We start from the raw sequence: 24,550 nt of genomic DNA on the forward strand, positions 1-24,550 counted from the left end.
GTCAGCCGGCCTTCCGCACCGGCCCCCGCGCCGTCGCACCCGCGTCAGACGGCTTCGCGGCGAGGATCTCGGCGAGGAAAGCGCCCGTGTGGCTCTCTTCGACCCGCGCCACCTGCTCGGGTGTACCCGCCGCGACGATGCGGCCGCCGCCCGAACCGCCCTCGGGTCCGAGGTCGATGATCCAATCGGCCGACTTGATCACGTCGAGATTGTGCTCGATGACGACGACCGTGTTGCCCTTGTCGACGAGACCGCCCAGCACCTTCAGCAACAGGGACACGTCCTCGAAATGCAGACCGGTCGTGGGCTCGTCGAGGACGTAGATGCTGCGCCCGTTCGAGCGGCGCTGCAACTCGGTCGCGAGCTTGACCCGCTGCGCCTCGCCGCCCGAGAGGGTCGTCGCCGACTGCCCGAGTCGGACATAGCCGAGACCGACGTCGACGAGCGTCTTGAGGAAACGATGGATCGCCTGGATCGGCTCGAAGAAGTCGGCCGCCTCCGAGATGGGCATCTCGAGCACCTCGGCGATGTTCTTACCCTTGTAGTGCACCGCGAGCGTGTCACGGTTGTAGCGCTTTCCGTGGCAGACCTCGCAGTCGACGTAGACGTCGGGGAGGAAGTTCATCTCGATCTTGATGGTGCCGTCGCCCGAGCATGCCTCGCAGCGGCCACCCTTGACGTTGAAGCTGAATCGGCCCGGCTGATAACCGCGCACCTTCGCCTCGGGCGTCTCGCTGAACAGTGTGCGGATGCGATCGAACACCCCCGTGTACGTCGCCGGGTTGGAGCGCGGCGTCCGCCCGATGGGAGCCTGATCGACGTGCACGACCTTGTCGAGGTTGTCGAGCCCGGTGATGCGGGTGTGCTTGCCCGCCACACGCCGCGCGCCGTTGAGCTTGGTCGCGAGGACTTCGTAGAGGATGCCGTTGACCAACGTCGACTTGCCCGAGCCGCTGACGCCCGTCACTGCGGTGAGGACACCGAGCGGGAACTCGGCGGTGACGTTCTGCAGATTGTTCTCGCGTGCGCCGACGACGGTCAGCATTCTCTTCTTGTCGATCTTGCGACGCTTCTTGGGCGTCGCGATCGCCCGCCGCCCGCTGAGGTACGCGCCCGTCAGAGAACGCTCCTCCTCGAGCAGCGAGGACAGCGGGCCCGAGTGCACGACTTCGCCGCCGTCGACGCCGGCACGCGGGCCGATGTCGACGATCCAGTCCGAGGCCTGCACGGTCTCTTCGTCGTGCTCGACGACGATGAGGGTATTGCCCAGATCTTTCAGCCGAACGAGAGTCTCGATCAGCCGGCGGTTGTCGCGTTGGTGAAGTCCGATGGAAGGCTCGTCGAGCACGTACAGCACACCCGTCAGACCCGATCCGATCTGCGTCGCAAGTCGGATGCGCTGGGCCTCACCGCCGGAGAGAGAGCCCGCCGAGCGGCCGAGGCTCAGATAGTTCAGTCCGACCTGCACGAGGAAGTCCAGGCGCGCGCGGATCTCTCTCAGCACGGCTGCGGCGATCTTCGCTTCTCGGTCGGTCAGCTCGAGCTGCGCGAAGTACTGCTGCGCGTCGGCCAGACTCATGCGCGATGCGTCGGCGATGGAGTGATCGTGCACCAGCACCGCAAGCACCTCTGGCTTCAGACGGTCGCCGTGGCACACGGGACACGGGACCTCACGAAGGTACTCCGCCCATCGCTGGCGCTGCGCGTCGGTCTCGGCCTGGGTGTACTGACGCTCGATGTAGGGCACCACACCCTCGAAGCCGGACGAGTAGCGCATCTCGCGGCCATAGCGGTTGCGCCACTTCACCGTGACCTTGTAGTTCTCACCGCGCAGGATCGCGTCCTGGACATCCGCGGACAGATCTCGCCACGGTGTGTCGAGAGAGAAGTCGAGGTCGTCGGCCAGACCCACAAGGAGACGCTCGTAATACTGGTAGAGCCCCTTGCCTTGTGTCGTCCACGGAATGATGACGCCGTCGTTGATCGACAGCTCTTCATCGCCCAGCATCAGCTCGACGTCGACCGACATCCGCGTGCCCAGACCCGAACACGTGGGGCAGGCTCCGAACGGAGCGTTGAACGAGAAGGTGCGCGGCTCGATCTCGGTGAGCTGTAGCGGATGACCGTTCGGGCAGGCCAGCTTCTCGCTGAAACTCACCCACGCGTCGTCGCCCTCTTCGTCGACGAAGTTGATCTGCACGATGCCGTCGGCAAGGCGCAGCGCCGTCTCCACCGAGTCCGTGACGCGGCCGAGGATGTCGCCACTGGCCACCAGGCGGTCGACCACGACGGCGATGTCATGCTTGTAGCTCTTCTTCAGCGTCGGGGGCTCCGCGAGCTGGATCAGCTCGCCGTCCACCACGGCGCGGGCGTATCCCTTGGCCGACAGCTCCTTGAAGAGGTCGACGAACTCGCCCTTCTTCTGCGTCACGACCGGCGCCACGATCTGATAGCGCGTGCGCTCGGGCAGCTCCATGAGCTGGTCGGCGATCTGCTGCACGGTCTGTCGCTGGATCTGTGCGCCGCACTCGGGACAATGCGGAACACCGATGCGGGCCCACAGCAGACGCATGTAGTCGTGGATCTCGGTGATCGTCCCGACCGTCGAACGCGGGTTGCGGTTCGTCGATTTCTGATCGATCGAGACGGCGGGACTCAGTCCTTCGATGAAGTCGACGTCCGGACGGTCGACCTGACCGAGGAACTGTCGCGCATAGGCGCTGAGCGACTCCACATAACGACGCTGGCCTTCGGCGAAGATCGTGTCGAAAGCGAGGCTGGACTTGCCCGAACCGGACAGCCCGGTGAAGACGACGAGGGAGTCGCGCGGGATGTCGAGATCCACATTCTTGAGGTTGTGGACGCGGGCTCCGCGGACGCTGAGTTTCGACGAGGCAACGGGGACGATGGGCACCGGACAAGTCTAGGTGTGGCCTCCGACACGGGATCCGAGGTGCGCTCTCGGCGTAGCCTCAGTCCGGCCGACGGCCGGCAAAGGGGGCGAGACCGTCACGCAGCGCCGCCAGCTGTGCGGCATCCATCCCGACTCTCGCCATGATCTGTCCGGGAACCTCCAGCGCCCGTGCACGCAGAGACATCCCGTCCGCAGTGAGCGCGATATCCAGCACGCGCTCGTCGTCGGCGCGTCGCGTCCGACTGACCCGCCCCTGCGCCTCGAGGCGTTTGACGAGCGGCGACAGGGTGGCCGGCTCCATCGCGAGCTCATCCGCGAGCTCACCCAGCGAGCGCGGTGACTGCTCCCAGAGGGCGAGCATCACCAAGTACTGCGGGTGCGTCAGGCCGAGCGGATCGAGGACGGGACGGTAGATGGATACCACGTTGCGCGCGGCCGTCACGAGCGCGAAGCACAGCTGGTTCTCGAGTTTCAGCAGATCGTCACGCGATTCCATGCATCTAGTGTAGCCATTTCGTTAGTACACTAATGTTCATGACGCGAAATGATCCCGACCGACCGCCACTGCGTCAGCGGGTACGCGACGCCGGCGGGTGGTACACGTACCTCAACACGCGGCTCATCCGCCTGGCCGGTCCAGCCTCGGTCGGGCCGTACGAGAGTGAGCCCGAGCCCGCACGCGCCGACCGGGCGTGCCCCCTCTGCGGCCACGCGATGTCACAGCACACGTTCGACCGCAGCGGCCCGAAGCCGCTCATGCACTGCCCCTGATCGACTCGCCTCTCAGCCGCGCTCGATCGTCATGACCCCGCGCGCTGCCGCAGCGCCCACTCCACTTCGTCGGGGTCGCTGTGTGGAACGATCACGCCGTCGCGCATGATCTGGTGACGCTCGTCGCCCTTGCCCACGATGGCGATGAGGTCACCCTCCCGGGCGAGTTCGACGGCCTTGTGGATCGCCTCCGCGCGTCCCCCGACGTCGAAGACCTCCGCGCGTGAACCGCGCGTGCCGGCGACGACGGCTCGTCTGATGGTCTCGGGATCCTCATCGGCGGGGTTGTCGTCGGTGACGATCACGATATCCGACGCCATCGCCGAGAAGCGCCCCATGAGCGGACGCTTGTGGGCGTCGCGGTTGCCGTTGGATCCGATCACCGTGATGATGCGCCCCGGCGTCAGCGGCCTCATGGCCCGCAGCAGCGCGTTGATCGCCTCGGGCTTGTGGCCAGCGTCGATGACGACCTGGAACTCGGCATCCACGGGCACGAACTGGACCCGGCCCTCGACGCCCGCAAAGCTCGAGATCCCCGCCACCGATGCTGCGAGCGGGTGGCCGACGATGTCGAGGGCGGCGACCGCGGCCAGGATGTTGCTGACGTTGAACTCACCCACCAGCGGCGTGGTGAACCGTGCTGTCTGCCCGTCCGGTCCGATCACGCGGAAGGAGGAGCCATCCAGCCGCAGGTCGATGTCGACGGCACGCCAGTCGGCGTCGCGCCCCGTGACCGAGAACGACTGCGTGTTCAACTCGGCATCGGCATGCAGACGCCGCCCGGCCCCATCGTCGACGTTCACGAGCGCGACAGCGGACATCGCCGGCGTGAGCAGCTGGCGCTTCGCCAGCAGATAGGCCTGCTGCGTGCCGTGGAAATCGCGATGGTCGTGGCCGAGGTTGAGAAAGATGCCGACGTCGAAGCGGAGGCCCTCGACGCGTCCCATCGTGATGGCATGACTCGACACCTCGGAGGTGACGACCTCGACACCACGCTCACGCATGAGTGCCATCAGCGCGTGCATCTGCGGGGCTTCCGGAGTGGTGAGGGTGGAGGGAACGGCGACGCCGTCGATGCGCGTTCCCATCGAACCGATGACCCCGGTGTGCCGAGACTGGCGCGCCGCGTCGACGAGATAGGTCGTGGACGTCTTGCCCTGCGTTCCGGTGATGCCGATCGTCTTCAGGGCGCGCGCAGGCTGATCGTAGAACCACGCCGCGAGGCCGCCCAACACGCGACGGGGATGCCCGTCGACCACGATCCGAGGCAGGGCGGAGACGCCGGGCGTGACATCGATGATGTCGGCGCCCGCGGCGTCGGTGAGCACCGCGACCGCCCCGGCGCGGACCGCATCGGCGAGATAGTGGGCGCCGTGGGCTCGAGCGCCCGGTTGCGCGAAGAACAGATCACCCGGCTGCGTCGACGCCGTGCTCAGGGCGATACCCGTGACGAACGCGTCTCCGAGGACACTCGTGGCGCCGACCTGGTCGGCGATGTCGGCGAGTGAGCGAGAGATGACCTTCTGCGGCCGGTTCGCGGCGCGTTGCGCCGCCCCCGTTTCGAGCTCCGAAGGATCCGACGGGGAGGACTGCTCGATGCTCACCCGGCGACGATAGCAAACCCCTGAGAACACGACTGTCAGCATCGCCGCGCAGAGTCCGACTTCACGCGCCATCAACGGCGTCCGCCTTCGTTCAGGTGGGGGGATGAGCCTCGACGGGCACGCTCACGCGTGACCCGCATTGACCATCGCGCGCAGCTCCTTCTTCAGATCCTGAACTTCGTCGCGAAGCCGCGCGGCGAGCTCGAACTTGAGCTCAGCGGCTGCCGCGAGCATCTGCTGCGAGAGATCGTCGATGGTCGCCTCGAGCTGCATGGCTCCCTCTGCGGCGATGCCCTCTCGGCGCAAGCGCGGTGTCGGCGAGCCGGCTCGACCCGACCCACCCCCGCGCGCGAGAAGCGCCTTCGTGTCGGAGGCCTCGCGTGCCAGAACGTCGGTGATGTCGGCGATCTTCTTGCGCAGGGGCTGAGGATCGATGCCGTGAGCCGTGTTGTACGCGATCTGCTTCTCACGACGACGCTCGGTCTCCTCGATCGCCGAGCGCATCGAGTCGGTCATGTTGTCGGCGTACATATGCACTTCGCCGGACACGTTCCGTGCCGCGCGACCGATCGTCTGAATGAGGGACGTACCGCTGCGCAGGAACCCCTCCTTGTCGGCATCCAGAATGGCGACAAGCGAGACTTCGGGCAGGTCGAGGCCCTCACGCAGCAAGTTGATTCCCACCAGCACGTCGTAGACGCCCTGGCGCAGCTCGGTGAGCAGTTCGACGCGGCGCAGCGTGTCGACATCGGAGTGGAGGTAACGCACGCGAACGCCGTGCTCGCCGAGGAAGTCCGTCAGCTCCTCGGCCATCTTCTTCGTCAGCGTGGTGACCAGAACGCGTTCGTCGCGCTCGACACGCACGCGGATCTCCTCCAGCAGATCGTCGATCTGCCCCTTCGAGGGCTTGATCACGATCTGCGGATCGACCAGACCGGTCGGGCGGATGATCTGCTCGACCACGCCGTCGGCGATGCCCATCTCGTAGCGCCCCGGCGTGGCCGACAGATAGACCGTCTGTCCGATGCGGTTCTTGAACTCGTCGAAACGCAGCGGCCTGTTATCGAGCGCGCTCGGAAGCCGGAAGCCGTGGTCCACGAGCGTGCGCTTGCGCGAGGCGTCGCCTTCGTACATGGCGCCGATCTGCGGCACGGTGACGTGCGACTCATCGATCACGAGCAGGAAGTCGTCGGGGAAGAAGTCGAGCAGCGTGTGCGGCGGCTCGCCGGGCTGCCGGCCGTCCATGTGTCGGGAGTAGTTCTCGATGCCCGAACAGAAGCCGAGCTGCTGCAGCATCTCCAGGTCGAACGTGGTGCGCATCCGCAGGCGCTGCGCCTCCAGCAGCTTGCCCTGGCCCTCGAGCTCCGCCAGCCTCTCGGCCAGCTCTGCCTCGATCGTACCGATGGCGCGATGGACCGTATCGGTGCCCGCCACGTAGTGCGAAGCGGGGAAGATCGGCACGCTGTCGAGCTTCTGCACGACGTCTCCGGTGAGAGGATGGAGCATATACAGCGCCTCGATCTCGTCGCCGAACAGCTCGATGCGAACGGCGTACTCCTCGTAGACGGGAATGATCTCGATCGTGTCTCCGCGCACGCGGAAGTTGCCGCGCGAGAAGTCGACATCGTTGCGGTTGTACTGCATCGCGATGAACTTGCGGATGAGCGCGTCCCGGTCGTACCGCTCGCCCACCTGGAGGGCGACCATCGCGCGGAGGTACTCTTCGGGCGCGCCGAGGCCGTAGATGCAGGACACCGTGCTGACCACGACGACATCGCGGCGACTGAGCAGCGAGTTCGTGGTCGAGTGGCGCAAGCGCTCGACCTCCGCGTTGACCGACGAGTCCTTCTCGATGAAGGTGTCCGTCTGTGGAACGTAGGCCTCGGGCTGGTAGTAGTCGTAGTAGCTGACGAAGTACTCGACGGCGTTGTGCGGCATCAGCTCGCGGAACTCATTGGCCAGCTGCGCGGCCAGCGTCTTGTTGTGCGCCAGGACGAGCGTGGGCCGCTGCACCTGCTCGACCAGCCAGGCCGTCGTCGCCGACTTGCCGGTACCGGTCGCGCCGAGCAGGACGACGTCGGTCTCCCCCGCGTTGATACGAGCCGCGAGCTCGGAGATCGCCTTCGGTTGGTCACCGCTGGGCGCATACTCGCTGACGACCTCGAACGGTCGGACGGATCGCGTGGTCTGCATGCCTCCAGCGTAGGCTCGGCTTCCGACATCGGCCGCGTCGTTCGCCCTCGGCGTCGCCGTTCCGCCACGCTGCCCGGAGGCGACACGCGCGCTCGGCCCCCTACGCTGGAGCCATGCTGGAGTTCCTCGTCGGGTCCGGCCTCGCCGCGGCCGCCGGGCTGAATGCATGGATGCCGCTGTTCGCGCTGGGGCTGTTGGACCGCGTCGTGCCGGTGATCGATCTGCCGGCATCCTGGTCGTGGCTTTCCAGCGACGTCGCCCTCTGGATCACCGGAGTCCTGCTCATCGTGGAGATCGTGGCCGACAAGGTTCCCGCGGTGGACTCCGTGAACGACATCCTTCAGACGGTGGTGCGCCCGGCATCCGGGGGCATCGCCTTCGGCGCCGGATCGAGCGCGCAGACGGTGCGCGTCGACGACCCGACCCTCTTCGCCGGCGCCACGTGGGTGCCCATCGTCATCGGTGTCGTGATCGCGCTGGCACTGCACGCCCTCAAGGCGTCGGTGCGCCCCCTCGCCAATGTGGCCACGGCAGGCGTCGCCGCCCCCGTCCTCTCCGCGGCAGAGGACGTGTCGGCGGGCGCGCTCATCGTGGCAGCGATCTTCGCGCCTGTGCTGGCCGGCGCACTCATCGTGGCTCTGGTGGTGTCGGCCGTGCTCCTGCTGCGCCGTCGACGCCGTCGTCGTGCACGGCCGTCCGTCGCCTCCGCACCGCTCCCGTGATGCCGCGCCTCAGCGCTGCGCGTGCAGGCGCGCCCACAGGGCTTGCACCTGTGCGGACGTCTCGGCCAGCGACCCGGCGGTGTCGATGACGACGTCGGCGATGGCCAGCCGTGCGCCATCGTCGGCCTGCGACGCCAACCGTGCGCGGGCCTCGTCGGTGGTGAGTCCGCGGAGGGAGATGAGGCGCTCTTCCCGCAGGGATGCCGGGGCCTGCGCAACGACGATCAGATCCCACGGGTCGTCGGCGCGAGCCTCGACGAGCAGCGGGACGTCGTAGACCACGACCGCACGGGGATCGGCGGCGAAGGCCGCAGCGAACCGTCGAGCGGATTCCGCCGCGACCGCCGGATGGACGATGGCGTTGAGGCGGCGGCGGGCGTCGTCGTCGGAGAAGACGATCGCTCCCAACGCCGCACGGTCGAGGCTGCCGTCGGCGGCGATCACCGCAGGACCGAACGCGGCGGCGATCTGCTCGAGCACCGGGGAACCGGGCGTCTGCAGCTCTCGGACGATGGCGTCGGCGTCGACGATGACCGCGCCGTGCTGGGCGAGCAGGCGTGCGACGGTCGACTTGCCGGAGGCGATGCCGCCGGTCAACGCGAGAAGGGGCATGCCTATGAGGATGCCACGTCGGCATCGGCGGCACCGATTGACGGCGCGGCCACGAAGACGGAGGCCTCCGCGATGCGCGCCGCGCGCAGCGCCGCCGTGCGCGCGGCGCTCATGAGGATGCCCGGGTCGTACCCGAGGGACGAGGTGAGTCCCACGCCGACGCCCACCGACGCGAGACGGCCGTGATCGACCCCGGTGAGCTCGTCGATGGCGCCTCGGAAGAGCGCACTGCCCACGCGCCGGGCGTCAGCGGTCGATTCGGCCAGTGTGCAGATGACGAGCTGCCCGTCGCCGTCCTCACCGACCAGCGCCGCCGCGGGTGCATAGGACCGGGCCGCGTGACGGCATGCAGCCGAGATCGTGTCGACCACATCGCCGCCGAAAGCGTCACCGATCTCGTCGAGCCCGTCGGCGCGCAGCACGATGACGGCGATACCCTCCTGCCGCCACGACGCCCTCTCCACGATGTCGGCAAGGGCTCCGGAGAAGGTCCGCGGGAGCATGACGCCGTCGGCAGCGACGCCGTTGGACGTCAGCCACTCGTAGCGCTGCCGCGTCGTGCGCTGCGAGCGCAGGACCGACATGACGATCGCCGCGACCATCGTCAGCATCACCGTGACGATGTTCGCGCTGATGGAGCCGAGCCAGCGCGAGAACAGCTCGCTCTGCGGACCGAGCACCGCGAAGACGACGAGGCGCACCGCGTAGAACACTCCCGCTGCCGCGAGCACGGTTGACAAGGCCCACGCACTGCGCAGGCCGCGCATGGGGCTGCGCAGCGACTCGACTGCTCCGCCGCCGAAAAGCAGCACGAGCGATGCCGCCATCGCCCACCAACCACCCCAACTCCCCCGCGTCGGATACTCGATCAGCGCGGCGACGAACGTCACCACGGCGAGCAGCCCGACCACCACCGCAGTCATCTTCGCGGAGCGGTCGTTGAACCGTCGGCATCCGAGCAGCATGAATCCCGGTACCGACACGAACAGCGCGTTGCCGACCGCGACCGAGACAGCGCCGCCGACGCCCGCGGACCACGCCATGTAGGCGAGCGTCGTCGCCAGTCCGCAGAAGAACGCCACCGCCCAGAGCCGTCCGGGGCCGGTGTCGCGCCGCAGCAGCGTGTCGAGGATGAATGTCAGACTGGCGACCGCGGCGACGATGGCCGTCATGACGGTCACGCTGAACAGATCGAGATTCATGCCTCATCCTTGTCGGTGAGCGCGGCGGGTCCGGGCGGGTGTCCAGCGGACACCTCCTGCTCGAAGACCTCGCGCGTGGCCGGCAGTACCACCGTGAAGACGCTCCCCTCTCCCGCGGTCGATTCGACCGCGATGGTCCCGCCATGAGCGGCGACCAGATCGCGGGTGATCGTCAGCCCCAAGCCGTTGCCCGGCACGGAGGGGGTCGCTCGGAAGAACCGCTCGAACACTCTCGCGGCCGCGTCGGGGGCCATGCCGATACCCGTATCGGCGACGCGTACCGTCGTGTGCACGCCGTCCGTCGAAGTGGATGCCGTCACTCGACCACCGTCGCGATTGAACTTCACGGCATTCGCGATGAGGTTGTCGACCACCTGTCGAATGCGGGCGGGGTCGGCGTACGCCTGCGCCACACCGGACTGCTCTACGCGGAGAACGACGAAGCGATCCTCTGCGACCGGCGCCAGACCCGCCGCCGCGGCCCGCACGATCTCGGTCATGTCGACGGAACGGAGGTGCAGACGCGTGTCGATCGATGATCCCGACCGCGACGACGCCGACAGGATGTCGGTGACGATGCCGAGCAGCCGCTCGCTATTGCGGTGCGCGGTCTCGACGTGCCTGCGCGCGGCATCCGAGAGTCCGCCGCCGTCGAGGACCAGCTCGAGATACCCGAGAATGGACGTCAGCGGGGTGCGAAGCTCGTGGGAGACCGATGCAACCAAGTCGTCACGCACCCGCTGGGCGTCCCGCTCCGCGGTGACGTCGCGCGCGATCAGCACCGCTCCGGCCGGGGCGCCCTTGTGATCCGTGAGGGGGCGCCCGGCGAAGGCGAACGCGCGTCGGCGACCGTCGGGCAGTGCAAACCACAGGACGGCATCGTCGAACGACTCCTGACGCTGCAGACGCACGAGAGGGTGCTGCTGAGGGTCGAGAGGCACCAGCTTCTCGTCGGTGACGGCGGAGTCGCCGGCGCCGCCAGGAAGGAATCCGGGTATGCGGCCGAAGCGGAGGAGCGCATCGTTCTCGAGCACGACCTCGCCCGCCGCGGAAAGGCGGATGACTCCGAAGTCGACCGTGTCGAGGACTTCGCTGACCAGCTGCTCCTGACGCAGCGCCTCGCGGTGCGCCGCCGACACGCGCACCGCTTGACGGTCCAACAGCGTTCGCTGCGCACGGAAGCGGCGCGAAGACGAGTAGCAGGCGACACTGACCGCGACGATGACGACCGGAAGCAGGACCACCGCGTACGTGCCCGCCGGCGATGCCCCGGTCCACAGGATGCACCAATACACGACGGGGATGCCGACCACCGAGATCGCGAAGCCGGCGCGGCCGATCACCGACAGCCACATCGCCGGAAACACCCACAGCAACCCGAAAGCAGCGTTCGGTTCGGCGATGCGCATGAGCGCGATGGCGACGATATCGACGACCGGAAGGACGATCACGGCGTACGGCGGCAAGCGCGACCAGGGTACGGCAAGGCCGGCCACTCCTCCGAGGACGACGAGCAGCACCGCGATCCCGAAGAGACCGCCATCGGTGAGGGACGCCGTGGCGATGCCGATGAAGAACAGCACGCCGACGACGGCGCACAGCACGAGCTGATTGCTCGCCGCGGCGCGGTCGCGCAGTTGGCCGCGAATGCGGCCGTCTGCGGGGCCGGTGGGGCTCGGGGTGCTCGCCATGGGATGACGTTACAGCCGGGGAGCGCGCGACGGCAGGATGCGACGGCACAGGGCCGCCGCCCGGACGGATCCGGGGCGACGGCCCTGTGCGAATGCGGTGCGGCTCAGCGGCCCGACAGCTTCTCGCGCAGAGCCGCGAGAGCCTCGTCGTCGGCCAGCGTTCCGCCGCCGTTCGAGGAGTCGGACGAGAACGACGATCCGCCGGTCTCGATCGGAGCGGCAGCCTCGGCCTCGAGCGTCTTGGCGACGGCGAGCTTGTGCGCCTCCCAGCGAGCCTGGGCAGCGGCGTACTCCTGCTCCCACTTCTCGCGCTGGGCGTCGAAGCCCTCGAGCCAGGCACCCGACTCGGGGTCGAAGCCCTCGGGGTACTTGTACTCGCCGTTCTCGTCGTACTCGGTCGCCATGCCGTACAGCGCCGGGTCGAACTCGGTGCCGTTGGGGTCGACCGACTCGTTCGCCTGCTTGAGCGAGAGCGAGATGCGACGACGCTCGAGGTCGATGTCGATGATCTTGACGAAGACCTCTTCGCCGACCGACACGACCTGCTCGGCGAGCTCGACGTGCTTGCCCGAGAGCTCCGAGATGTGCACGAGGCCCTCGATGCCGTCCGCGACGCGAACGAACGCACCGAAGGGGACGAGCTTGGTGACCTTGCCCGGTGCGACCTGACCGATCGCGTGCGTGCGGGCGAAGACCTGCCACGGGTCCTCCTGCGTCGCCTTCAGCGACAGGGAGACGCGCTCGCGGTCGAGGTCGACCTCGAGGATCTCGACGGTGACCTCCTGGCCCACCTCGACGACCTCGGAGGCGTGCTCGATGTGCTTCCAGGACAGCTCCGACACGTGGACGAGACCGTCGACGCCGCCGAGGTCGACGAACGCACCGAAGTTGACGATCGACGAGACGACACCCTTGCGGACCTGACCCTTGTGCAGGTTGTTGAGGAACGTGGTGCGGGACTCGGACTGCGTCTGCTCGAGCAGGGCGCGGCGCGAGAGAACGACGTTGTTGCGGTTCTTGTCGAGCTCGAGGATCTTCGCCTCGATCTCCTGGCCGAGGTACGGCGTGAGGTCGCGGACGCGACGCAGCTCGATGAGCGACGCGGGCAGGAAGCCGCGCAGGCCGATGTCGACGATGAGACCACCCTTGACGACCTCGATCACGGAACCGGTGACGACACCGTCGTTCTCCTTGATCTTCTCGACGTCACCCCAGGCACGCTCGTACTGCGCGCGCTTCTTGGAGAGGATGAGGCGGCCTTCCTTGTCCTCCTTCTGGAGAACGAGGGCTTCGACCTCGTCGCCGACCTTGACGACCTCGTTGGGGTCGACGTCGTGCTTGATGGAAAGCTCGCGCGAGGGGATGACCCCCTCGGTCTTGTACCCGACGTCGAGGAGGACCTCGTCGCGGTCGATCTTCACGACGGTGCCTTCGATGAGGTCGCCGTCGTTGAAGAACTTGAGGGTCTTCTCGACCGCGGCCAGGAAGTCCTCAGCAGATCCGATGTCGTTGATGGCGACCTGCTTGGTGGCCGGGGCGGTCGTTGCGGTAGTCATGTAGTGGGTTGTCCTTGTTGGGTTGGATGTCGGGCTCCGGCGCGAGATGATCGCGGGACGGCACACGGACGAAGACGAACGAATGCCCCGCCGGAGCGGTCGGTCAGGGATTGCGTGTCATGAGCGCGCAGCACAGCGCCACACGAATGACACTCCAGGGTATCAGAATCACCGTGTCATCGCGGGTGTTCTCGCTCGCCGGCGCCGCGGCGTCACCTCAACCCCGCAGCGGGTCGGCGGGGTCCGTCGGATCCAACGCCGGAGCGCCCGGTCGAGACAGCGTGAGCACCGCCCAGGCGACGCGCGGGCTCTCGGCCAGACGATCCTCGACGGCGTTCAGCTGGGCGGCGACCGCATGCTCGGGGACGTCGCCCACGAGGTCGACCGCGGCGACGACGAACACCCGTCCGGGGCCGACGTATTCGATGTGCAGGTAGGTGATCTGCGCGATCTCCGCCTGTTCCAGCAGACGCTGCAGCGCGGCGGCCCGCACTCGCGGCTCGACCGCGACGCCGACGAGGAAGCGACGGTTCTGCCGGATCAGCACGATGGCGACCACGGCCAGCAGTACGCCGACGAGGATCGATCCGATCGCATCGGGAGCGGCCGAGCCGGTGAGCTGATGCAACAGGATGCCGAGGAAGGCGATCACCAGTCCGATCAGCGCCGCGGCATCCTCGAAGAAGACCGCACGCAGCGTGGGATCAGACGTGTCCATGACGTACTCGAGCACGTCCTTCGCGCTCTCCCGTGCGCGACGACGCGACTGGCGCAGCGCCTGGAGGAACGAGACGCCCTCCAGGACGAACGCGATACCCAGGACGGCGTAGGAGACGCCGAACAGACCGGCCGGCTCAGGCGCGAACAGCTCCTGCACCCCGTGCATGATCGAGACGCCGGCGCCGACGGCGAACAGACCGAACGCCGCGAAGAGCGACCACACGTACGCTTCCCGTCCGTACCCGGTGGGATGCCGCGCATCGCGCGGACGCGCCGACCGGCGGGTCGCGACGAAGAGGAAGATCTCGTTGCCGGTGTCCGCCCACGAGTGCGCGGCCTCGGCGAGCATGCTCGCCGCACCGGTGAGCACCGCCGCGACGGTCTTCGCGACGGCGATGAGGAGGTTCGCTCCGAGCGCGACGAGAACCGTCAGCAGCGACTCCGCATCGCCGGCTGCGCCGTCCGGCGCAGGGAGCGCCGCGCGGCGGGACGATCGGGAGGGCGCCATGCTCACACGCTACGCGGGGTCGACGACGCCGTCGACGTACAGCCAGCGACCGTCGAGACGACGGAAGCGGCTCCGTTCGGCGAGGACGCCGCGTGCGCCGGTGCCGCGCTCCCGCCACGCGGCCCGGAACGCGACGGTGGCGCGGACGTCGTCCGCCCCTCCGTGGGTCTCATCGATATCGAGGCGCTCCCAGCACAGGTCGTCGTCGAGCTCCAGTCGATCGGGGCGGGTGCCGGGGTGCCAGGACGCCAGCAGATGACCGGCGTCGCCCAGCGCGAACGCCGTGAACCGTGAGCGCATGAGCTTCTCCGCCGTCGCGGCCGCGAGACCGTCGAGAACAGGACCGCAGCATGCGGCGAACGCGCCGCCGCCGCACGGGCACGGCGATGCTGCGGAGGGCCGACGGCCGCGTGGCGGGGAGACGGCGCCGAAGGACATTCCCCGACTCTACGTCGCGCCCACGCTCGCGCGCGCCGAGTGTGCGGCTGTGGAAAACCGCGGTGAGCGCACGGCGCGGTGGCTACCGTGAGAGACATGACCAGGCGAAGACACGTGCTGTCGGCAGTGGTGGCGGTCGCGCTGGCCGAGAGCATCGTCGGATGCACACCGCAGAGCACGCCGTCGCCCGCGCCGCGCTCCAGCGCCTCGACGTTCTCCTCGGATGCCGAGGCCTTCGCCGCCGCCGAGGCGACCTACCGCGCCTACGTCGACGCCCTAAACAAGGTGGATTTGGCTCGCACAGAGACGTTCAACGGCGTGTATGACTGGCTTACTGGGACTGCGCTCGAGCAGGAGCGGACGTCGCTGACGGATATGCACGATAAAGGCTGGACTGTATCTGGGGATAGTCGAGTTGTGTTCTTTGAAGGGCGCGCCGTCAGCCCCTCGCTTGTAACGGCTGTTGCTTGCCTCGACGTGAGCAATATCAGGTTGGATAACGCAGACGGTGTGTCTCAGGTGCAGACCAGTCGGCCGCCAGCGTATGCGCTGCAGCTCAGTTTCACCCGCGAGGAGGAAGCGGGCAGAACCCAGATCCTGGAGATGACCGCTGTCGAGGAGCCCAGATGCTCCTGAGTTCGATAGCACTGGCGACTGTGCTGTGGGCAGCAGTCCCGGGCGACACAAAGAGCTGTGCAGGCTCCGCCGCATGGGGCGGCAACTGCTCCATCTCCAACACCGGGTCGTCGGTCGAGATCGGCGCGACGCGTCCGGGCGGATCTGGCGGTTCCGGGGGTTCCCGCGGCGATGGCGGCGATGCCGAGGCCGCGCCGGCGCCACCGCCGCCGGCATGCACCGACAGCCTGTGCCGCGGCAATTACTCGGTCGTGGTGCTGCAGCCGACCCTCAGCGACGTGGCGTCGTTCGCTCCGGCATCCGCCCCCTTCGTCGATGAACCCGATGGGGTCGGCATCGTCGGCATGCCGATGAACTTCGTCGCGACGGCCGGAGTCCATGAACAGGCGGGGACGCTCTTCGATCTTCCGGTCACGGTCCGGTTCACGCCGACGTCGTACCGCTTCATCTACGGTGACGGCACGTCGCGCGACAGTCCCACGGGCGGCCGGACCTGGGCCGCGCTCGGACGCGCGCAGTTCAGCGCCACCGACACCAGCCACGCCTATGCCGCACGCGGCACCTACACGGCGTCGGCGACCGTGCGCTATGCGGCGCAGGCCAACTTCGGCAACGGATGGATCGATGTGCCCGGCCTCCTCGACATCCCCGCCGGCACGACGACGCTGCAGATCGTCGACGTCAAGACCGCCCTGGTCGACAAGACCTGTCTCGAGAATCCACGCGGCCCCGGCTGCTGACCCCGCGCCGTCGCACCGTCGTGACAGGATGAGCGCGTGGCCGATCGCCTGATGCTCCTCGACACCGCGTCCCTCTACTTCCGTGCGTTCTACGGCGTGCCAGACACGGTCACAGCCCCCGACGGCACCTCGGTCAACGCCGCACGCGGGCTGCTCGACATGATCGCGAAGCTCGTGTCGACCTACGAGCCGACCCACGTGATCGCCTGTTGGGATGACGACTGGCGTCCGCAGTGGCGGGTCGACCTCATCCCCACGTACAAGACCCACCGCGTCGCCGAGGTCGTCGCCGACGACACCGACATCGAAGAGGTCCCCGATCCGCTTACGGCCCAGATCCCTGTCATCCGTGACGAGTTGGCAGTTCTCGGCATCCCCGTGATCGGTAGGGCCGATCACGAAGCCGACGATGTCATCGCCAGCTACGCGACTCAGCACGCCGGTGCCGTCGATGTCGTGACGGGCGACCGCGACCTGTTCCAACTCGTCGACGACGCCCGGTCGGTGCGCGTGATCTACACCGGACGCGGCATGAGCAAGCTCGAAGTCCTCGACGAAGCTGCCGTCGTCGAGAAGTACGGAGTGCGGGCCAGCCAGTACTCCGACTTCGCCGTCCTGCGCGGTGACGCCTCGGACGGGCTGCCCGGCGTCGCCGGGATCGGCGAGAAGACGGCTGCGGCCCTGCTCGCCAGTCACGGCGACCTCGCCGGCATCATCGCGGAGGCAGCCCGCGGAGGCCTCGCGGCGGGCGTTCGGGCGAAGATCGTCGCCGCGACCGACTACCTCGCCGTCGCCCCGCGGGTCGTCGAGGTCGTCCGCACGCTCGACCTTCCCGCCGTCGACGCACCGCTGCGTTCCCCCGACCCCGACGCGGCCGCCCGGCTGGATGCCGAGTGGAACCTCGGGGCACCGCTCGCCCGCGCGATCGCCGCCATCACCGCCCGCGCCTGACGATCAGCGCGCGAGCCAATCGCGCAAGCGGTCCAGCGGCCACGTGGTGATGATCCGCTCCGGCGGGACGCCGGTTCGCTCCGCACGCGCCGCCCCCTCATCGATCAGACCGAGTTGACCGGGAGCGTGCGCATCGGAGTCGAGGGAGAAGAGGCACCCCTCCGCCAGCGCGAGAGCGATGAGCCCCGACGGCGGATCCTCACGCTCGGGTCGTGCGTTGATCTCGACGGCCACGTCATGAGCCGCGCAGGCCGCGAACACGGCGCGCGCATCGAAGGTGGAAGCCGGCCGGGTGCCCCGCTCGCCCCGCACGAGCCGGCCCGTCACGTGGCCGAGCACGTGCGCCTGACCCGAAGAGACCGCCGCCACCAGACGGCGGGTCATCGCCGAGGATTCCATTCGCAGCTTGGAGTGCACCGAGGCGACGACCACGTCCAGCCGCGCCAGCAGCATCCGCTCCTGATCGAGACGCCCGTCGTCGAGGATGTCCACCTCGATACCGCTGAGCAGTGTGAAGCGATCGTCGCTGAACGACGGTACTTCGTCGAGCTGCGCACGCAGTCGTTGCGCGCTCAGACCGTTGGCCACGCGCAGACGCGGCGAGTGATCCGTCAGCGCGAGGTATTCGTGACCGAGGGCGCGCCCCGCGTCGACCATCTCGCCGATCGAGGTCGTGCCGTCCGACCAGTTCGAGTGACAGTGCAGGTCGCCGCGCAGCTTCGCTCGCAGCGTCGAACGTGCAGGGGCGAATCGGTCACGCAGCTCCGCGAGATAGGCGGGCACCTCGCCGGCCAGCGCCTCGTGGATCACTCGGAACGACGAGTCCCCGATGCCCGCGCGCCTGCGGAGGCTCGCGTCATCCCGCAGCTCGTCGTCCGAGAGATCCTCGATCGCTGCCGCCGCCCTGCGGAAGGCCGCAGAGCGGTATCGCGACGCCCGCTCGCGTTCGAGCAGCGTCGCGATCTCCCGCAGCGCATCGATCGGCTTCATCTGCACGCCATCATGACAGCGGAACGGGCCCGCGCGGTGCGCGAGCCCGTTCCGCTGGGACGATCGGTCAGGCGTCAGGACCGAATCACGGCAGACCGACGCACGACGACGGGCACCGAGGCCAGCCGGGTGAGGGCCGCACCGAAGAGGATGGACAGGATCCCCACCCCCATCGCGAAGGCGGCGACGCCGAACGAGACGACGGAGGTGAACAGCGAGGCGCGCAGGAACGACGCGTTCATCATGGTCGCGCGTACCGGATCCTCCCTGTCGAGTTCGGCATAGGTCTTGCCGCCCGACGCCTTCAGCGCGTGGTGCTGGATGATGTCGGCCTGCACGTAGGCGGTGAACGGGCCCTGGACGGTCTGTCCCTGGAAAGCCATCGCGTCGTCGGGCACGGTGATGTTCTCTGCGCGCAGCTGGCTGGACACCGTGAGCCAGACGACCAGACCCACCACGATCAGCGCAATGCCGCCGAGGATGCCGAGAATGCCGGCGATCTTGACGAAGCCGACCTTCTTCTGCGGGGGTTCAAGGGTGTCTGCGGTGGCGATGTTCTCTGACATGGCGGGGGTCCTCTCTTCGGTGCCGTGCTGTTGACTCAAGGTATCGCTCTGATGAGAACCGAAACCAGGAGGACGGGCCGGAGAAAACCCTGTGGTCAGTCCACAGCGCGTGTCGTTGCCTCGACCCAGCGGGCGAGCACACCGCGAGCCAAGCCGTCGTCGATCGCCGCCGCTGCCCGGTCACGGGCACCGGCGAGGCGCTCGACGATCGGGAACTGCACCTGCGTGGAATCGCGGAACAGGTCGTACGAGACGATGCCCGCGGCCGCGTTGAGCAGGACGATGTCGCGTACGGCGCCCTTTTCGCCGTCGAGCACCCGTCGCACGATCTCGGCGTTGTGCTGCGCATCGCCGCCGAGCAGGTCGTCGATCTCCGCCAGAGGGATGCCGAGGTCTCGCGGATCGAGGTCGTGCTCGTGGATGTCGCCTCGGCTGATCTCCCAGACACGGCTGTGGCCGGTGGTCGTGAGCTCGTCCAGGCCGTCATCGCCGCGGAACACCAACGCCGTGGCTCCGCGTGTCTGGAAGACGCCGGTGATCAGAGGAACGCGATCGAGAGCGGCGACCCCCACGGCGTTGGCCTCGGCGCGAGCAGGATTGCAGAGCGGCCCGAGGAAGTTGAAGACGGTGGGCACACCCAGTTCCGCTCGCGTCGGCCCCGCGTGACGGAAGCCCGGATGGAACGCGGACGCGAAGGCGAAGGTGATGCCGGCCTCGGCGAGCACCTCGGCGACCCGCTCCGGCGACAGCGCGAGATCGATGCCGAGCGCGCCGAGCACATCGGAGGAGCCCGAGGCGGAACTGGCAGCGCGGTTGCCGTGCTTGACCACCGGGATACCGGTCGCAGCGGCCACGATGGCCGACATCGTGGAAATGTTGACGGTACCGAATCGGTCTCCCCCGGTGCCGACGATATCGAGCACGTCGGCCGACACGGGCAGGGGCAACGCCGCCTCGAGGATCGCGTCACGGAAGCCCACGATCTCGTCGACCGTCTCCCCCTTCGCACGCAGGGCGAGAAGAAATCCGCCGAGCTGCGACGGCGTCGCCGTGCCCTGCATCACCTGCCGCATGGCCCACGTCGACTCCGACACGCTGAGGTCGCGCCGCTCGAGCACGGCAGTGAGGATTTCGGGCCAGGAATAGAGCTCCGCCATGAGCCCCGATCCTATCGGCACTCTGCCAGCCAACTCCCGGCGCGCCCGAAGGGCCCTCCAATCCCCCCGAAAGTCGAACGCACCTTCAGTGATGCGAAAACCGGCTGTGAAATCAGCCATAATGGGGAGCGTGACGACCACTCCAGCGACCTATTCCCAAGCCTTGCGTTCCGTCAAGCGGCCGGATCCGGTCGCTGTCGGCACCATCGTGTGGCTCGGCAGCGAGGTCATGTTCTTCGCGGGTCTCTTCGCGATCTACTTCACGCTGCGCAACGCCTCCCCTGACCTGTGGGCTGCCAGCACGGGCGACCTGAACGTGCCGTTCGCGGCCGTGAACACCGGCATCCTGGTGCTCTCCTCGTTCACCGCCCAGGCCGGTGTGTTCGCCGCCGAGCGCTTCCAGCCGTATCGTCGCGGCTCCATCTGGCAGTTCCGCCAGTGGGGAATGGTGGAGTGGTTCTTCCTCACGTTCGTGATGGGCGCCGTCTTCGTCTCCGGCCAGGTGTGGGAGTACGCGACGCTCGTCGCAGAGGGCATGCCGATCAGCGCGAGCTCGTACGCGTCGGCCTTCTACATCACCACCGGTTTCCACGCGCTGCACGTGACGGGCGGCCTCCTGGCCTTCCTTCTCGTGATCGGCCGCGCCTACGCCGTCAAGAACTTCGGACGCAAGGAGATGACGTCCGCGATCGTCGTCTCGTACTACTGGCACTTCGTCGACGTGGTGTGGATCGTCCTGTTCTTCGTCATCTACGTCGTCAAGTAAGAAGCGGAGCTGAGTTCCTCCATGGCAACCAAGACCACCCGGCAGAAGACCGGTCGTCGCAGCAAGTGGGCTGCCGCCGCGCTCATCGGCATCGGCCTTCTCGTCACCGGCGGCGTCTACGCCGGCGCGTCGGCGGCAATGGCCGCGACGGAGCCCGCGTCCGCGTCGTCCACCACGCTCACCGTCGAAGACGGCAAGAAGCTCTTCCAGGCCAACTGCGCCACGTGCCACGGCCTCAACATGGAGGGCACCGCTGACGGGCCCTCGCTCTACGGGGTCGGAGAGCTGGCCGTCGAGTTCCAGATGTCGACGGGACGCATGCCACTGCAGATGCAGGGGCCGCAGGCACCTCAGAAGCCGGTGCAGTTCACCGAGGACCAGATCCGTGCGATCGCGGCCTGGGCACAGTCGGTCGCGCCCGGCCCGACCTACCCGGATGCGCGCATCCTCGACGGCAAGGGCGATGTCGCCAACGGCGCCGAGCTCTTCCGCGTCAACTGCGCCATGTGCCACAACGTCGCCGCCGCCGGTGGTGCACTCACCGAGGGCAAGTACGCTCCGGCACTGACCAAGACCAGCCCGCTGCACATCTACGCGGCGATGGTCACCGGCCCGCAGAACATGCCGGTCTTCAACAACATGACCATCACTCCGGACGAGAAGCGCGACATCATCTCGTCGCTGATGTACCTGCAGGAGAACGAGTCCGCCGGCGGTTTCAACCTCGGCTCGCTCGGCCCGGTCTCGGAGGGTCTGTTCATCTGGATCTTCGGCATCGGCGCGCTCATCGGCATCACCGTGTGGATCACGGCGAAGTCGAACTGATCGGGCACACGTGGACAACGGCACTGACGTAGGGAACGGACGAGACATGGCACACGGGGAAGACGCACTCGAGCACGAGAGGGCTTCATGGAAGCCCTCCCCCGGGCTCGCCGTCGCCGTCCCCGACCCCGTGCAGAACCCGGGCCTCCCGCCCCACCGGGAGCGCATCACCGACAAGGACCCGGCGGCCATGCAGCGCGCCGTTCGCACGGTCTACACGCTGTTCTACCTCTCCCTCGCGGGTAGCATCTGGGCCGTCGCCGCCTACATGCTCTTCCCGATCGAGAGCGGTCAGATCGTCGACATCCGCCACAACAACCTGTTCATCGGGTTGGGCATCGCGCTCGCGCTCCTCGCAATCGGCATCGGTGCGATCCACTGGTCCAAGGCCGTGATGAGCGACAAGGAGCACATCGAGCCGCGTCACGCCACGCGCGGACGCGACGTGACGCGAGAGGGCGCCGTCGCCGTCTTCCGCGAGGCGAACGAGGAGTCCGGGTTCGGACGCCGCACCGCCATCCGCGGATCGCTGATCGCCGCTCTTGTCGCCTCGGTGCTTCCCGGCATCACCCTGTTCCGCGGTCTGGCTCCCGAGTCCAGCCCCGAGAACCCGATCGCCGGCGACCCGGTCGCCCTCCTCAGCCACACGATGTGGAAGAAGGGTGAGCGTCTCGCGCACGACCCCACCGGCGAGCCGATCCGTGCCGCCGACCTCACTCTGGGTTCCGCGGTGCACGTGATCCCCCAGTCTCTCGCCGAGCTCAGCCACAGCGATGGCTACCTCGAGGAGAAGGCGAAGGCGATCGTCCTGCTGATGAGGATGCTGCCCGAGCAGATCGTCGAAGCCGAAGACCGCAAGAGCTGGTCCTACAACGGCATCGTGGCGTACTCGAAGGTCTGCACGCACGTCGGCTGCCCGGTCGCGCTGTACGAGCAGCAGACCCACCACCTGCTCTGCCCCTGCCACCAGTCGCAGTTCGACGTGACCCACGGCGCCGCGGTGATCTTCGGACCGGCCGCTCGTCCGCTGCCGCAGCTGCCGATCACCGTTGACTCCGAGGGGTACCTGATCGCGCAGAGCGACTTCACCGAACCCGTCGGCCCGAGCTTCTGGGAGCGCCATTGAGCACCGCGACTGTCACCGAGACAGGCCCTGACACCACGCCTCAGACCTCCCGCGACGAGAAGCCGCTGGGCGGCCGCTTCGTCGCCGGCGCGGCGAACTACCTCGACGAGCGCACCAGCATCTCCGGTCTGGTCAAGGAGCTCGGTCGCAAGATCTTCCCGGACCACTGGTCCTTCATGCTCGGCGAGATCGCGCTGTGGAGTTTCGTCGTCGTCCTGCTGTCGGGTACGTTCCTGACGTTCTTCTTCCAGGCATCCATGGTCGAAACGCACTACGACGGGGCGTTCGTCCCGCTGCGCGGCGTCGAGATGTCTGCCGCTCTCGACTCGGCGCTGCGCCTGTCGTTCGACATCCGCGGCGGCCTGCTGGTGCGTCAGATCCACCACTGGGCTGCGCTGGTCTTCGTTGCCGGCATCGGCGTGCACATGCTCCGCGTGTTCTTCACGGGTGCGTTCCGCAAGCCGCGCGAGCTGAACTGGGTGATCGGCTTCATCCTCTTCATCCTCGCCATGGCCGAAGGCTTCACCGGCTACTCGCTGCCGGACGACCTGCTCTCGGGCAACGGCCTGCGCATCATCGACGGCATGGTCAAGGGCATTCCGGTGATCGGAACGTGGACCTCCTTCCTGCTGTTCGGCGGCGAGTTCCCCGGGACTCAGATCGTCGGACGCCTCTACACGCTGCACATCCTGCTGCTGCCGGCCATCCTGGTGGCGCTGCTCGCCGTGCACCTCATGCTCATGATCGTGAACAAGCACACTCAGTTCGCCGGTCCCGGCCGCACGAACAGCAATGTCGTGGGCTTCCCCATGGTCCCGGTCTACATGTCGAAGATGGGCGGCTTCTTCTTCATCACGTTCGGCGTGATCGTCCTGATCGCCTCCCTGTTCACGATCAACCCGATCTGGAACTACGGTCCGTACGACCCGTCGCCGGTCTCGGCCGGCACGCAGCCCGACTGGTACATCGGGTTCGCCGACGGCGCGCTGCGTCTGGTGCCGCCGCACCTCGAGTTCGTCCTCTGGGACCGCACGTGGTCGTTCAACATCCTCATCCCGCTGACGGCTCTGGGCCTGTTCATCGTGATCGTGATGCTGTACCCGTTCATCGAGGCCTGGATCACGGGCGACAAGCGCGAGCACCACATCGCCCAGCGTCCGCGCAACGCCGCGACGCGCACCGCGATCGGTGCCGCCGGTGTGACGTTCTACGCGGTGCTGTGGGCCGCGGCATCCTCGGACATCATCGCCACCCACTTCTGGCTCACGATGGAAGGCGTCATCCACACGTTGCAGGCGCTGTTGTTCGTCGGACCGGTGCTCGCGTACTTCATCACGAAGCGTCTGTGCATCGCGCTCCAGAAGAAGGACCGCGAGATCGCCCTGCACGGCTACGAGTCCGGCCGCATCGTCCGTCTTCCGGGCGGCGAGTACATCGAGGTCCATCAGCCGGTCGACCAGTACGAGATCGTCAAGCTCGTCGACTTCGAGACCAACCAGCCGCTCGTGGTGCGTCCGAACGATCAGGGTCGCATCCCCTGGCACGAGAACTTCCGCGCCTCGCTGTCGCGCTGGTTCTTCGAGGACCGCCTCGCTCCGGTCACTCAGGCGGAGCTCGAGGAAGCGCGTGCCCACCAGCATCACACGCTGGATCACATCGCCGCTGAGGAGGATGCCGAGATCCAGGGCATGCACGAGCGGGCGGGAGTCGGCGACGCACCGCACCACCCGATCGACGATGGTCGCCAGAGCGAGACCGCCGTCCGCCCGTCGAATGTGATCGTCCCGGATGGCGACACGAAGGACGCGAAAGACGAGGACTGACACCCGCTCAGGCTGACAGTCAAGCGGCGAGGAGTGACC

At 67.7% G+C, this 24,550-nt stretch carries 22 protein-coding genes; 9 read left to right on the top strand and 13 right to left on the bottom strand.

The genetic code is table 11. The annotated features are described in order from the left end of the window. Position 1: 1 nt before the first annotated feature. Together uvrA and HMPREF1529_RS14405 are read right to left on the bottom strand one after the other, a co-directional pair. Entirely contained in the window at positions 2 to 2,914 is a 2,913-nt protein-coding gene (uvrA, locus tag HMPREF1529_RS14400; protein WP_005049249.1) for an excinuclease ABC subunit UvrA, read from the bottom strand. A gap of 58 nt (positions 2,915 to 2,972) precedes the next feature. Next, positions 2,973 to 3,410: a MarR family winged helix-turn-helix transcriptional regulator gene (locus HMPREF1529_RS14405; RefSeq protein ID WP_005049246.1), complete on the bottom strand. Its 438-nt coding sequence runs from the start codon at positions 3,408 to 3,410 to the stop codon at positions 2,973 to 2,975. Positions 3,411 to 3,442: 32 nt separating this feature from the next. Here HMPREF1529_RS14405 and HMPREF1529_RS14410 point away from each other — a divergent pair, with 32 nt between their 5' ends. Next, positions 3,443 to 3,685: a hypothetical protein gene (locus HMPREF1529_RS14410; RefSeq protein ID WP_005049243.1), complete on the top strand. Its 243-nt coding sequence runs from the start codon at positions 3,443 to 3,445 to the stop codon at positions 3,683 to 3,685. Between the two features lie 29 nt (positions 3,686 to 3,714). Here the strand turns inward: HMPREF1529_RS14410 and HMPREF1529_RS14415 are convergent, their stop codons facing one another. Then, a complete protein-coding gene (locus HMPREF1529_RS14415) occupies positions 3,715 to 5,289 on the bottom strand; it encodes a UDP-N-acetylmuramoyl-L-alanyl-D-glutamate--2,6-diaminopimelate ligase (protein WP_232212136.1) in 1,575 nt (524 codons plus the stop codon). A gap of 123 nt (positions 5,290 to 5,412) precedes the next feature. Next, positions 5,413 to 7,482, bottom strand: coding sequence for an excinuclease ABC subunit UvrB (uvrB, locus tag HMPREF1529_RS14420; protein WP_016465335.1), 2,070 nt, complete (start codon positions 7,480 to 7,482; stop codon positions 5,413 to 5,415). 113 nt (positions 7,483 to 7,595) lie between these two features. Here uvrB and HMPREF1529_RS14425 point away from each other — a divergent pair, with 113 nt between their 5' ends. After that, positions 7,596 to 8,204, top strand: a complete 609-nt coding sequence (locus tag HMPREF1529_RS14425) for a DUF4126 domain-containing protein (protein ID WP_016465336.1) — start codon at positions 7,596 to 7,598, stop codon at positions 8,202 to 8,204. 9 nt (positions 8,205 to 8,213) lie between these two features. Here HMPREF1529_RS14425 and coaE read toward each other — a convergent pair whose 3' ends face one another. From coaE to HMPREF1529_RS14455, 6 genes are all read right to left on the bottom strand, one after another. Then, positions 8,214 to 8,816, bottom strand: a complete 603-nt coding sequence (gene coaE, locus HMPREF1529_RS14430; protein ID WP_016465337.1) for a dephospho-CoA kinase — start codon at positions 8,814 to 8,816, stop codon at positions 8,214 to 8,216. Between the two features lie 2 nt (positions 8,817 to 8,818). After that, entirely contained in the window at positions 8,819 to 10,018 is a 1,200-nt protein-coding gene (locus HMPREF1529_RS14435; protein WP_016465338.1) for a hypothetical protein, read from the bottom strand. Further along, the gene (locus HMPREF1529_RS14440; RefSeq protein ID WP_016465339.1) at positions 10,015 to 11,709 is read right to left on the bottom strand and encodes an ATP-binding protein; all 1,695 of its coding nucleotides are present in this window, start codon (positions 11,707 to 11,709) and stop codon (positions 10,015 to 10,017) included. Before HMPREF1529_RS14440 ends, HMPREF1529_RS14435 begins: the two co-directional genes overlap by 4 nt. Positions 11,710 to 11,813: 104 nt before the next feature. Beyond that, positions 11,814 to 13,265: a 30S ribosomal protein S1 gene (rpsA, locus tag HMPREF1529_RS14445; protein WP_005049227.1), complete on the bottom strand. Its 1,452-nt coding sequence runs from the start codon at positions 13,263 to 13,265 to the stop codon at positions 11,814 to 11,816. A 217-nt stretch (positions 13,266 to 13,482) separates the two neighbouring features. Further along, on the bottom strand, positions 13,483 to 14,493 hold the full coding sequence (locus HMPREF1529_RS14450) for a cation diffusion facilitator family transporter (RefSeq protein ID WP_016465340.1): 1,011 nt from the start codon (positions 14,491 to 14,493) through the stop codon (positions 13,483 to 13,485). Positions 14,494 to 14,502: 9 nt separating this feature from the next. Beyond that, positions 14,503 to 14,931 carry a YchJ family protein gene (locus HMPREF1529_RS14455; RefSeq protein WP_232212137.1) on the bottom strand — a complete coding sequence of 143 codons (429 nt, stop codon included), beginning with the start codon at positions 14,929 to 14,931 and terminating at the stop codon, positions 14,503 to 14,505. 96 nt (positions 14,932 to 15,027) lie between these two features. On the opposite strand from HMPREF1529_RS14455, the gene HMPREF1529_RS14460 reads away from it, so the two are divergent. The 3 genes from HMPREF1529_RS14460 to HMPREF1529_RS14470 are packed head-to-tail and all read left to right on the top strand — an operon-like array spanning position 15,028 to position 17,258. After that, the gene (locus HMPREF1529_RS14460) at positions 15,028 to 15,567 is read left to right on the top strand and encodes a hypothetical protein (protein WP_036283815.1); all 540 of its coding nucleotides are present in this window, start codon (positions 15,028 to 15,030) and stop codon (positions 15,565 to 15,567) included. Then, on the top strand, positions 15,558 to 16,307 hold the full coding sequence (locus HMPREF1529_RS14465) for a hypothetical protein (RefSeq protein ID WP_016465343.1): 750 nt from the start codon (positions 15,558 to 15,560) through the stop codon (positions 16,305 to 16,307). Before HMPREF1529_RS14460 ends, HMPREF1529_RS14465 begins: the two co-directional genes overlap by 10 nt. 36 nt (positions 16,308 to 16,343) lie before the next feature. After that, complete coding sequence (locus HMPREF1529_RS14470) at positions 16,344 to 17,258, top strand: 5'-3' exonuclease (protein WP_016465344.1); 915 nt, start codon at positions 16,344 to 16,346, stop codon at positions 17,256 to 17,258. A gap of 3 nt (positions 17,259 to 17,261) precedes the next feature. Here the strand turns inward: HMPREF1529_RS14470 and HMPREF1529_RS14475 are convergent, their stop codons facing one another. The 3 genes from HMPREF1529_RS14475 to trpD form a co-directional block, all read right to left on the bottom strand. Then, positions 17,262 to 18,248 (bottom strand): PHP domain-containing protein, encoded by a 987-nt coding sequence (locus HMPREF1529_RS14475; RefSeq protein WP_016465345.1) that lies wholly within the window; start codon positions 18,246 to 18,248, stop codon positions 17,262 to 17,264. 74 nt (positions 18,249 to 18,322) lie between these two features. Then, positions 18,323 to 18,814: a hypothetical protein gene (locus tag HMPREF1529_RS14480; protein ID WP_005049210.1), complete on the bottom strand. Its 492-nt coding sequence runs from the start codon at positions 18,812 to 18,814 to the stop codon at positions 18,323 to 18,325. A gap of 95 nt (positions 18,815 to 18,909) precedes the next feature. Continuing rightward, complete coding sequence (gene trpD, locus HMPREF1529_RS14485) at positions 18,910 to 19,971, bottom strand: anthranilate phosphoribosyltransferase (protein ID WP_005049207.1); 1,062 nt, start codon at positions 19,969 to 19,971, stop codon at positions 18,910 to 18,912. A gap of 121 nt (positions 19,972 to 20,092) precedes the next feature. Between trpD and ctaE the strand changes: the two genes are divergently transcribed. The 4 genes from ctaE to qcrB are packed head-to-tail and all read left to right on the top strand — an operon-like array spanning position 20,093 to position 24,511. After that, on the top strand, positions 20,093 to 20,737 hold the full coding sequence (gene ctaE / locus HMPREF1529_RS14490; protein ID WP_005049205.1) for an aa3-type cytochrome oxidase subunit III: 645 nt from the start codon (positions 20,093 to 20,095) through the stop codon (positions 20,735 to 20,737). A gap of 21 nt (positions 20,738 to 20,758) precedes the next feature. Continuing rightward, positions 20,759 to 21,562 carry a cytochrome bc1 complex diheme cytochrome c subunit gene (gene qcrC, locus HMPREF1529_RS14495; RefSeq protein WP_005049203.1) on the top strand — a complete coding sequence of 268 codons (804 nt, stop codon included), beginning with the start codon at positions 20,759 to 20,761 and terminating at the stop codon, positions 21,560 to 21,562. Between the two features lie 46 nt (positions 21,563 to 21,608). Then, the gene (gene qcrA / locus HMPREF1529_RS14500) at positions 21,609 to 22,688 is read left to right on the top strand and encodes a cytochrome bc1 complex Rieske iron-sulfur subunit (RefSeq protein WP_005049200.1); all 1,080 of its coding nucleotides are present in this window, start codon (positions 21,609 to 21,611) and stop codon (positions 22,686 to 22,688) included. Further along, positions 22,685 to 24,511, top strand: coding sequence for a cytochrome bc1 complex cytochrome b subunit (gene qcrB, locus HMPREF1529_RS14505; RefSeq protein ID WP_005049198.1), 1,827 nt, complete (start codon positions 22,685 to 22,687; stop codon positions 24,509 to 24,511). The genes qcrA and qcrB overlap by 4 nt, the downstream gene beginning before the upstream one ends. Positions 24,512 to 24,550: the final 39 nt, after the last annotated feature.

Origin of the sequence: Microbacterium sp. oral taxon 186 str. F0373, from assembly GCF_000411455.1 — a bacterium.
GTDB lineage: Bacteria > Actinomycetota > Actinomycetes > Actinomycetales > Microbacteriaceae > Microbacterium.

Bases quoted from the DNA above. Each gene is read 5' to 3' on its own strand.
- HMPREF1529_RS14405 (WP_005049246.1), bottom strand. From the start codon at position 3,410: ATGGAATCGCGTGACGATCTGCTGAAACTCGAGAACCAGCTGTGCTTC.
- HMPREF1529_RS14410 (WP_005049243.1), top strand. From the start codon at position 3,443: ATGTTCATGACGCGAAATGATCCCGACCGACCGCCACTGCGTCAGCGG.
- uvrB (WP_016465335.1), bottom strand. From the start codon at position 7,482: ATGCAGACCACGCGATCCGTCCGACCGTTCGAGGTCGTCAGCGAGTAT.
- HMPREF1529_RS14425 (WP_016465336.1), top strand. From the start codon at position 7,596: ATGCTGGAGTTCCTCGTCGGGTCCGGCCTCGCCGCGGCCGCCGGGCTG.
- coaE (WP_016465337.1), bottom strand. From the start codon at position 8,816: ATGCCCCTTCTCGCGTTGACCGGCGGCATCGCCTCCGGCAAGTCGACC.
- HMPREF1529_RS14435 (WP_016465338.1), bottom strand. From the start codon at position 10,018: ATGAATCTCGATCTGTTCAGCGTGACCGTCATGACGGCCATCGTCGCC.
- HMPREF1529_RS14440 (WP_016465339.1), bottom strand. From the start codon at position 11,709: ATGGCGAGCACCCCGAGCCCCACCGGCCCCGCAGACGGCCGCATTCGC.
- rpsA (WP_005049227.1), bottom strand. From the start codon at position 13,265: ATGACTACCGCAACGACCGCCCCGGCCACCAAGCAGGTCGCCATCAAC.
- HMPREF1529_RS14450 (WP_016465340.1), bottom strand. From the start codon at position 14,493: ATGGCGCCCTCCCGATCGTCCCGCCGCGCGGCGCTCCCTGCGCCGGAC.
- HMPREF1529_RS14455 (WP_232212137.1), bottom strand. From the start codon at position 14,931: ATGTCCTTCGGCGCCGTCTCCCCGCCACGCGGCCGTCGGCCCTCCGCA.
- HMPREF1529_RS14460 (WP_036283815.1), top strand. From the start codon at position 15,028: ATGACCAGGCGAAGACACGTGCTGTCGGCAGTGGTGGCGGTCGCGCTG.
- HMPREF1529_RS14465 (WP_016465343.1), top strand. From the start codon at position 15,558: ATGCTCCTGAGTTCGATAGCACTGGCGACTGTGCTGTGGGCAGCAGTC.
- HMPREF1529_RS14475 (WP_016465345.1), bottom strand. From the start codon at position 18,248: ATGAAGCCGATCGATGCGCTGCGGGAGATCGCGACGCTGCTCGAACGC.
- HMPREF1529_RS14480 (WP_005049210.1), bottom strand. From the start codon at position 18,814: ATGTCAGAGAACATCGCCACCGCAGACACCCTTGAACCCCCGCAGAAG.
- trpD (WP_005049207.1), bottom strand. From the start codon at position 19,971: ATGGCGGAGCTCTATTCCTGGCCCGAAATCCTCACTGCCGTGCTCGAG.
- ctaE (WP_005049205.1), top strand. From the start codon at position 20,093: ATGGGGAGCGTGACGACCACTCCAGCGACCTATTCCCAAGCCTTGCGT.
- qcrC (WP_005049203.1), top strand. From the start codon at position 20,759: ATGGCAACCAAGACCACCCGGCAGAAGACCGGTCGTCGCAGCAAGTGG.
- qcrA (WP_005049200.1), top strand. From the start codon at position 21,609: ATGGCACACGGGGAAGACGCACTCGAGCACGAGAGGGCTTCATGGAAG.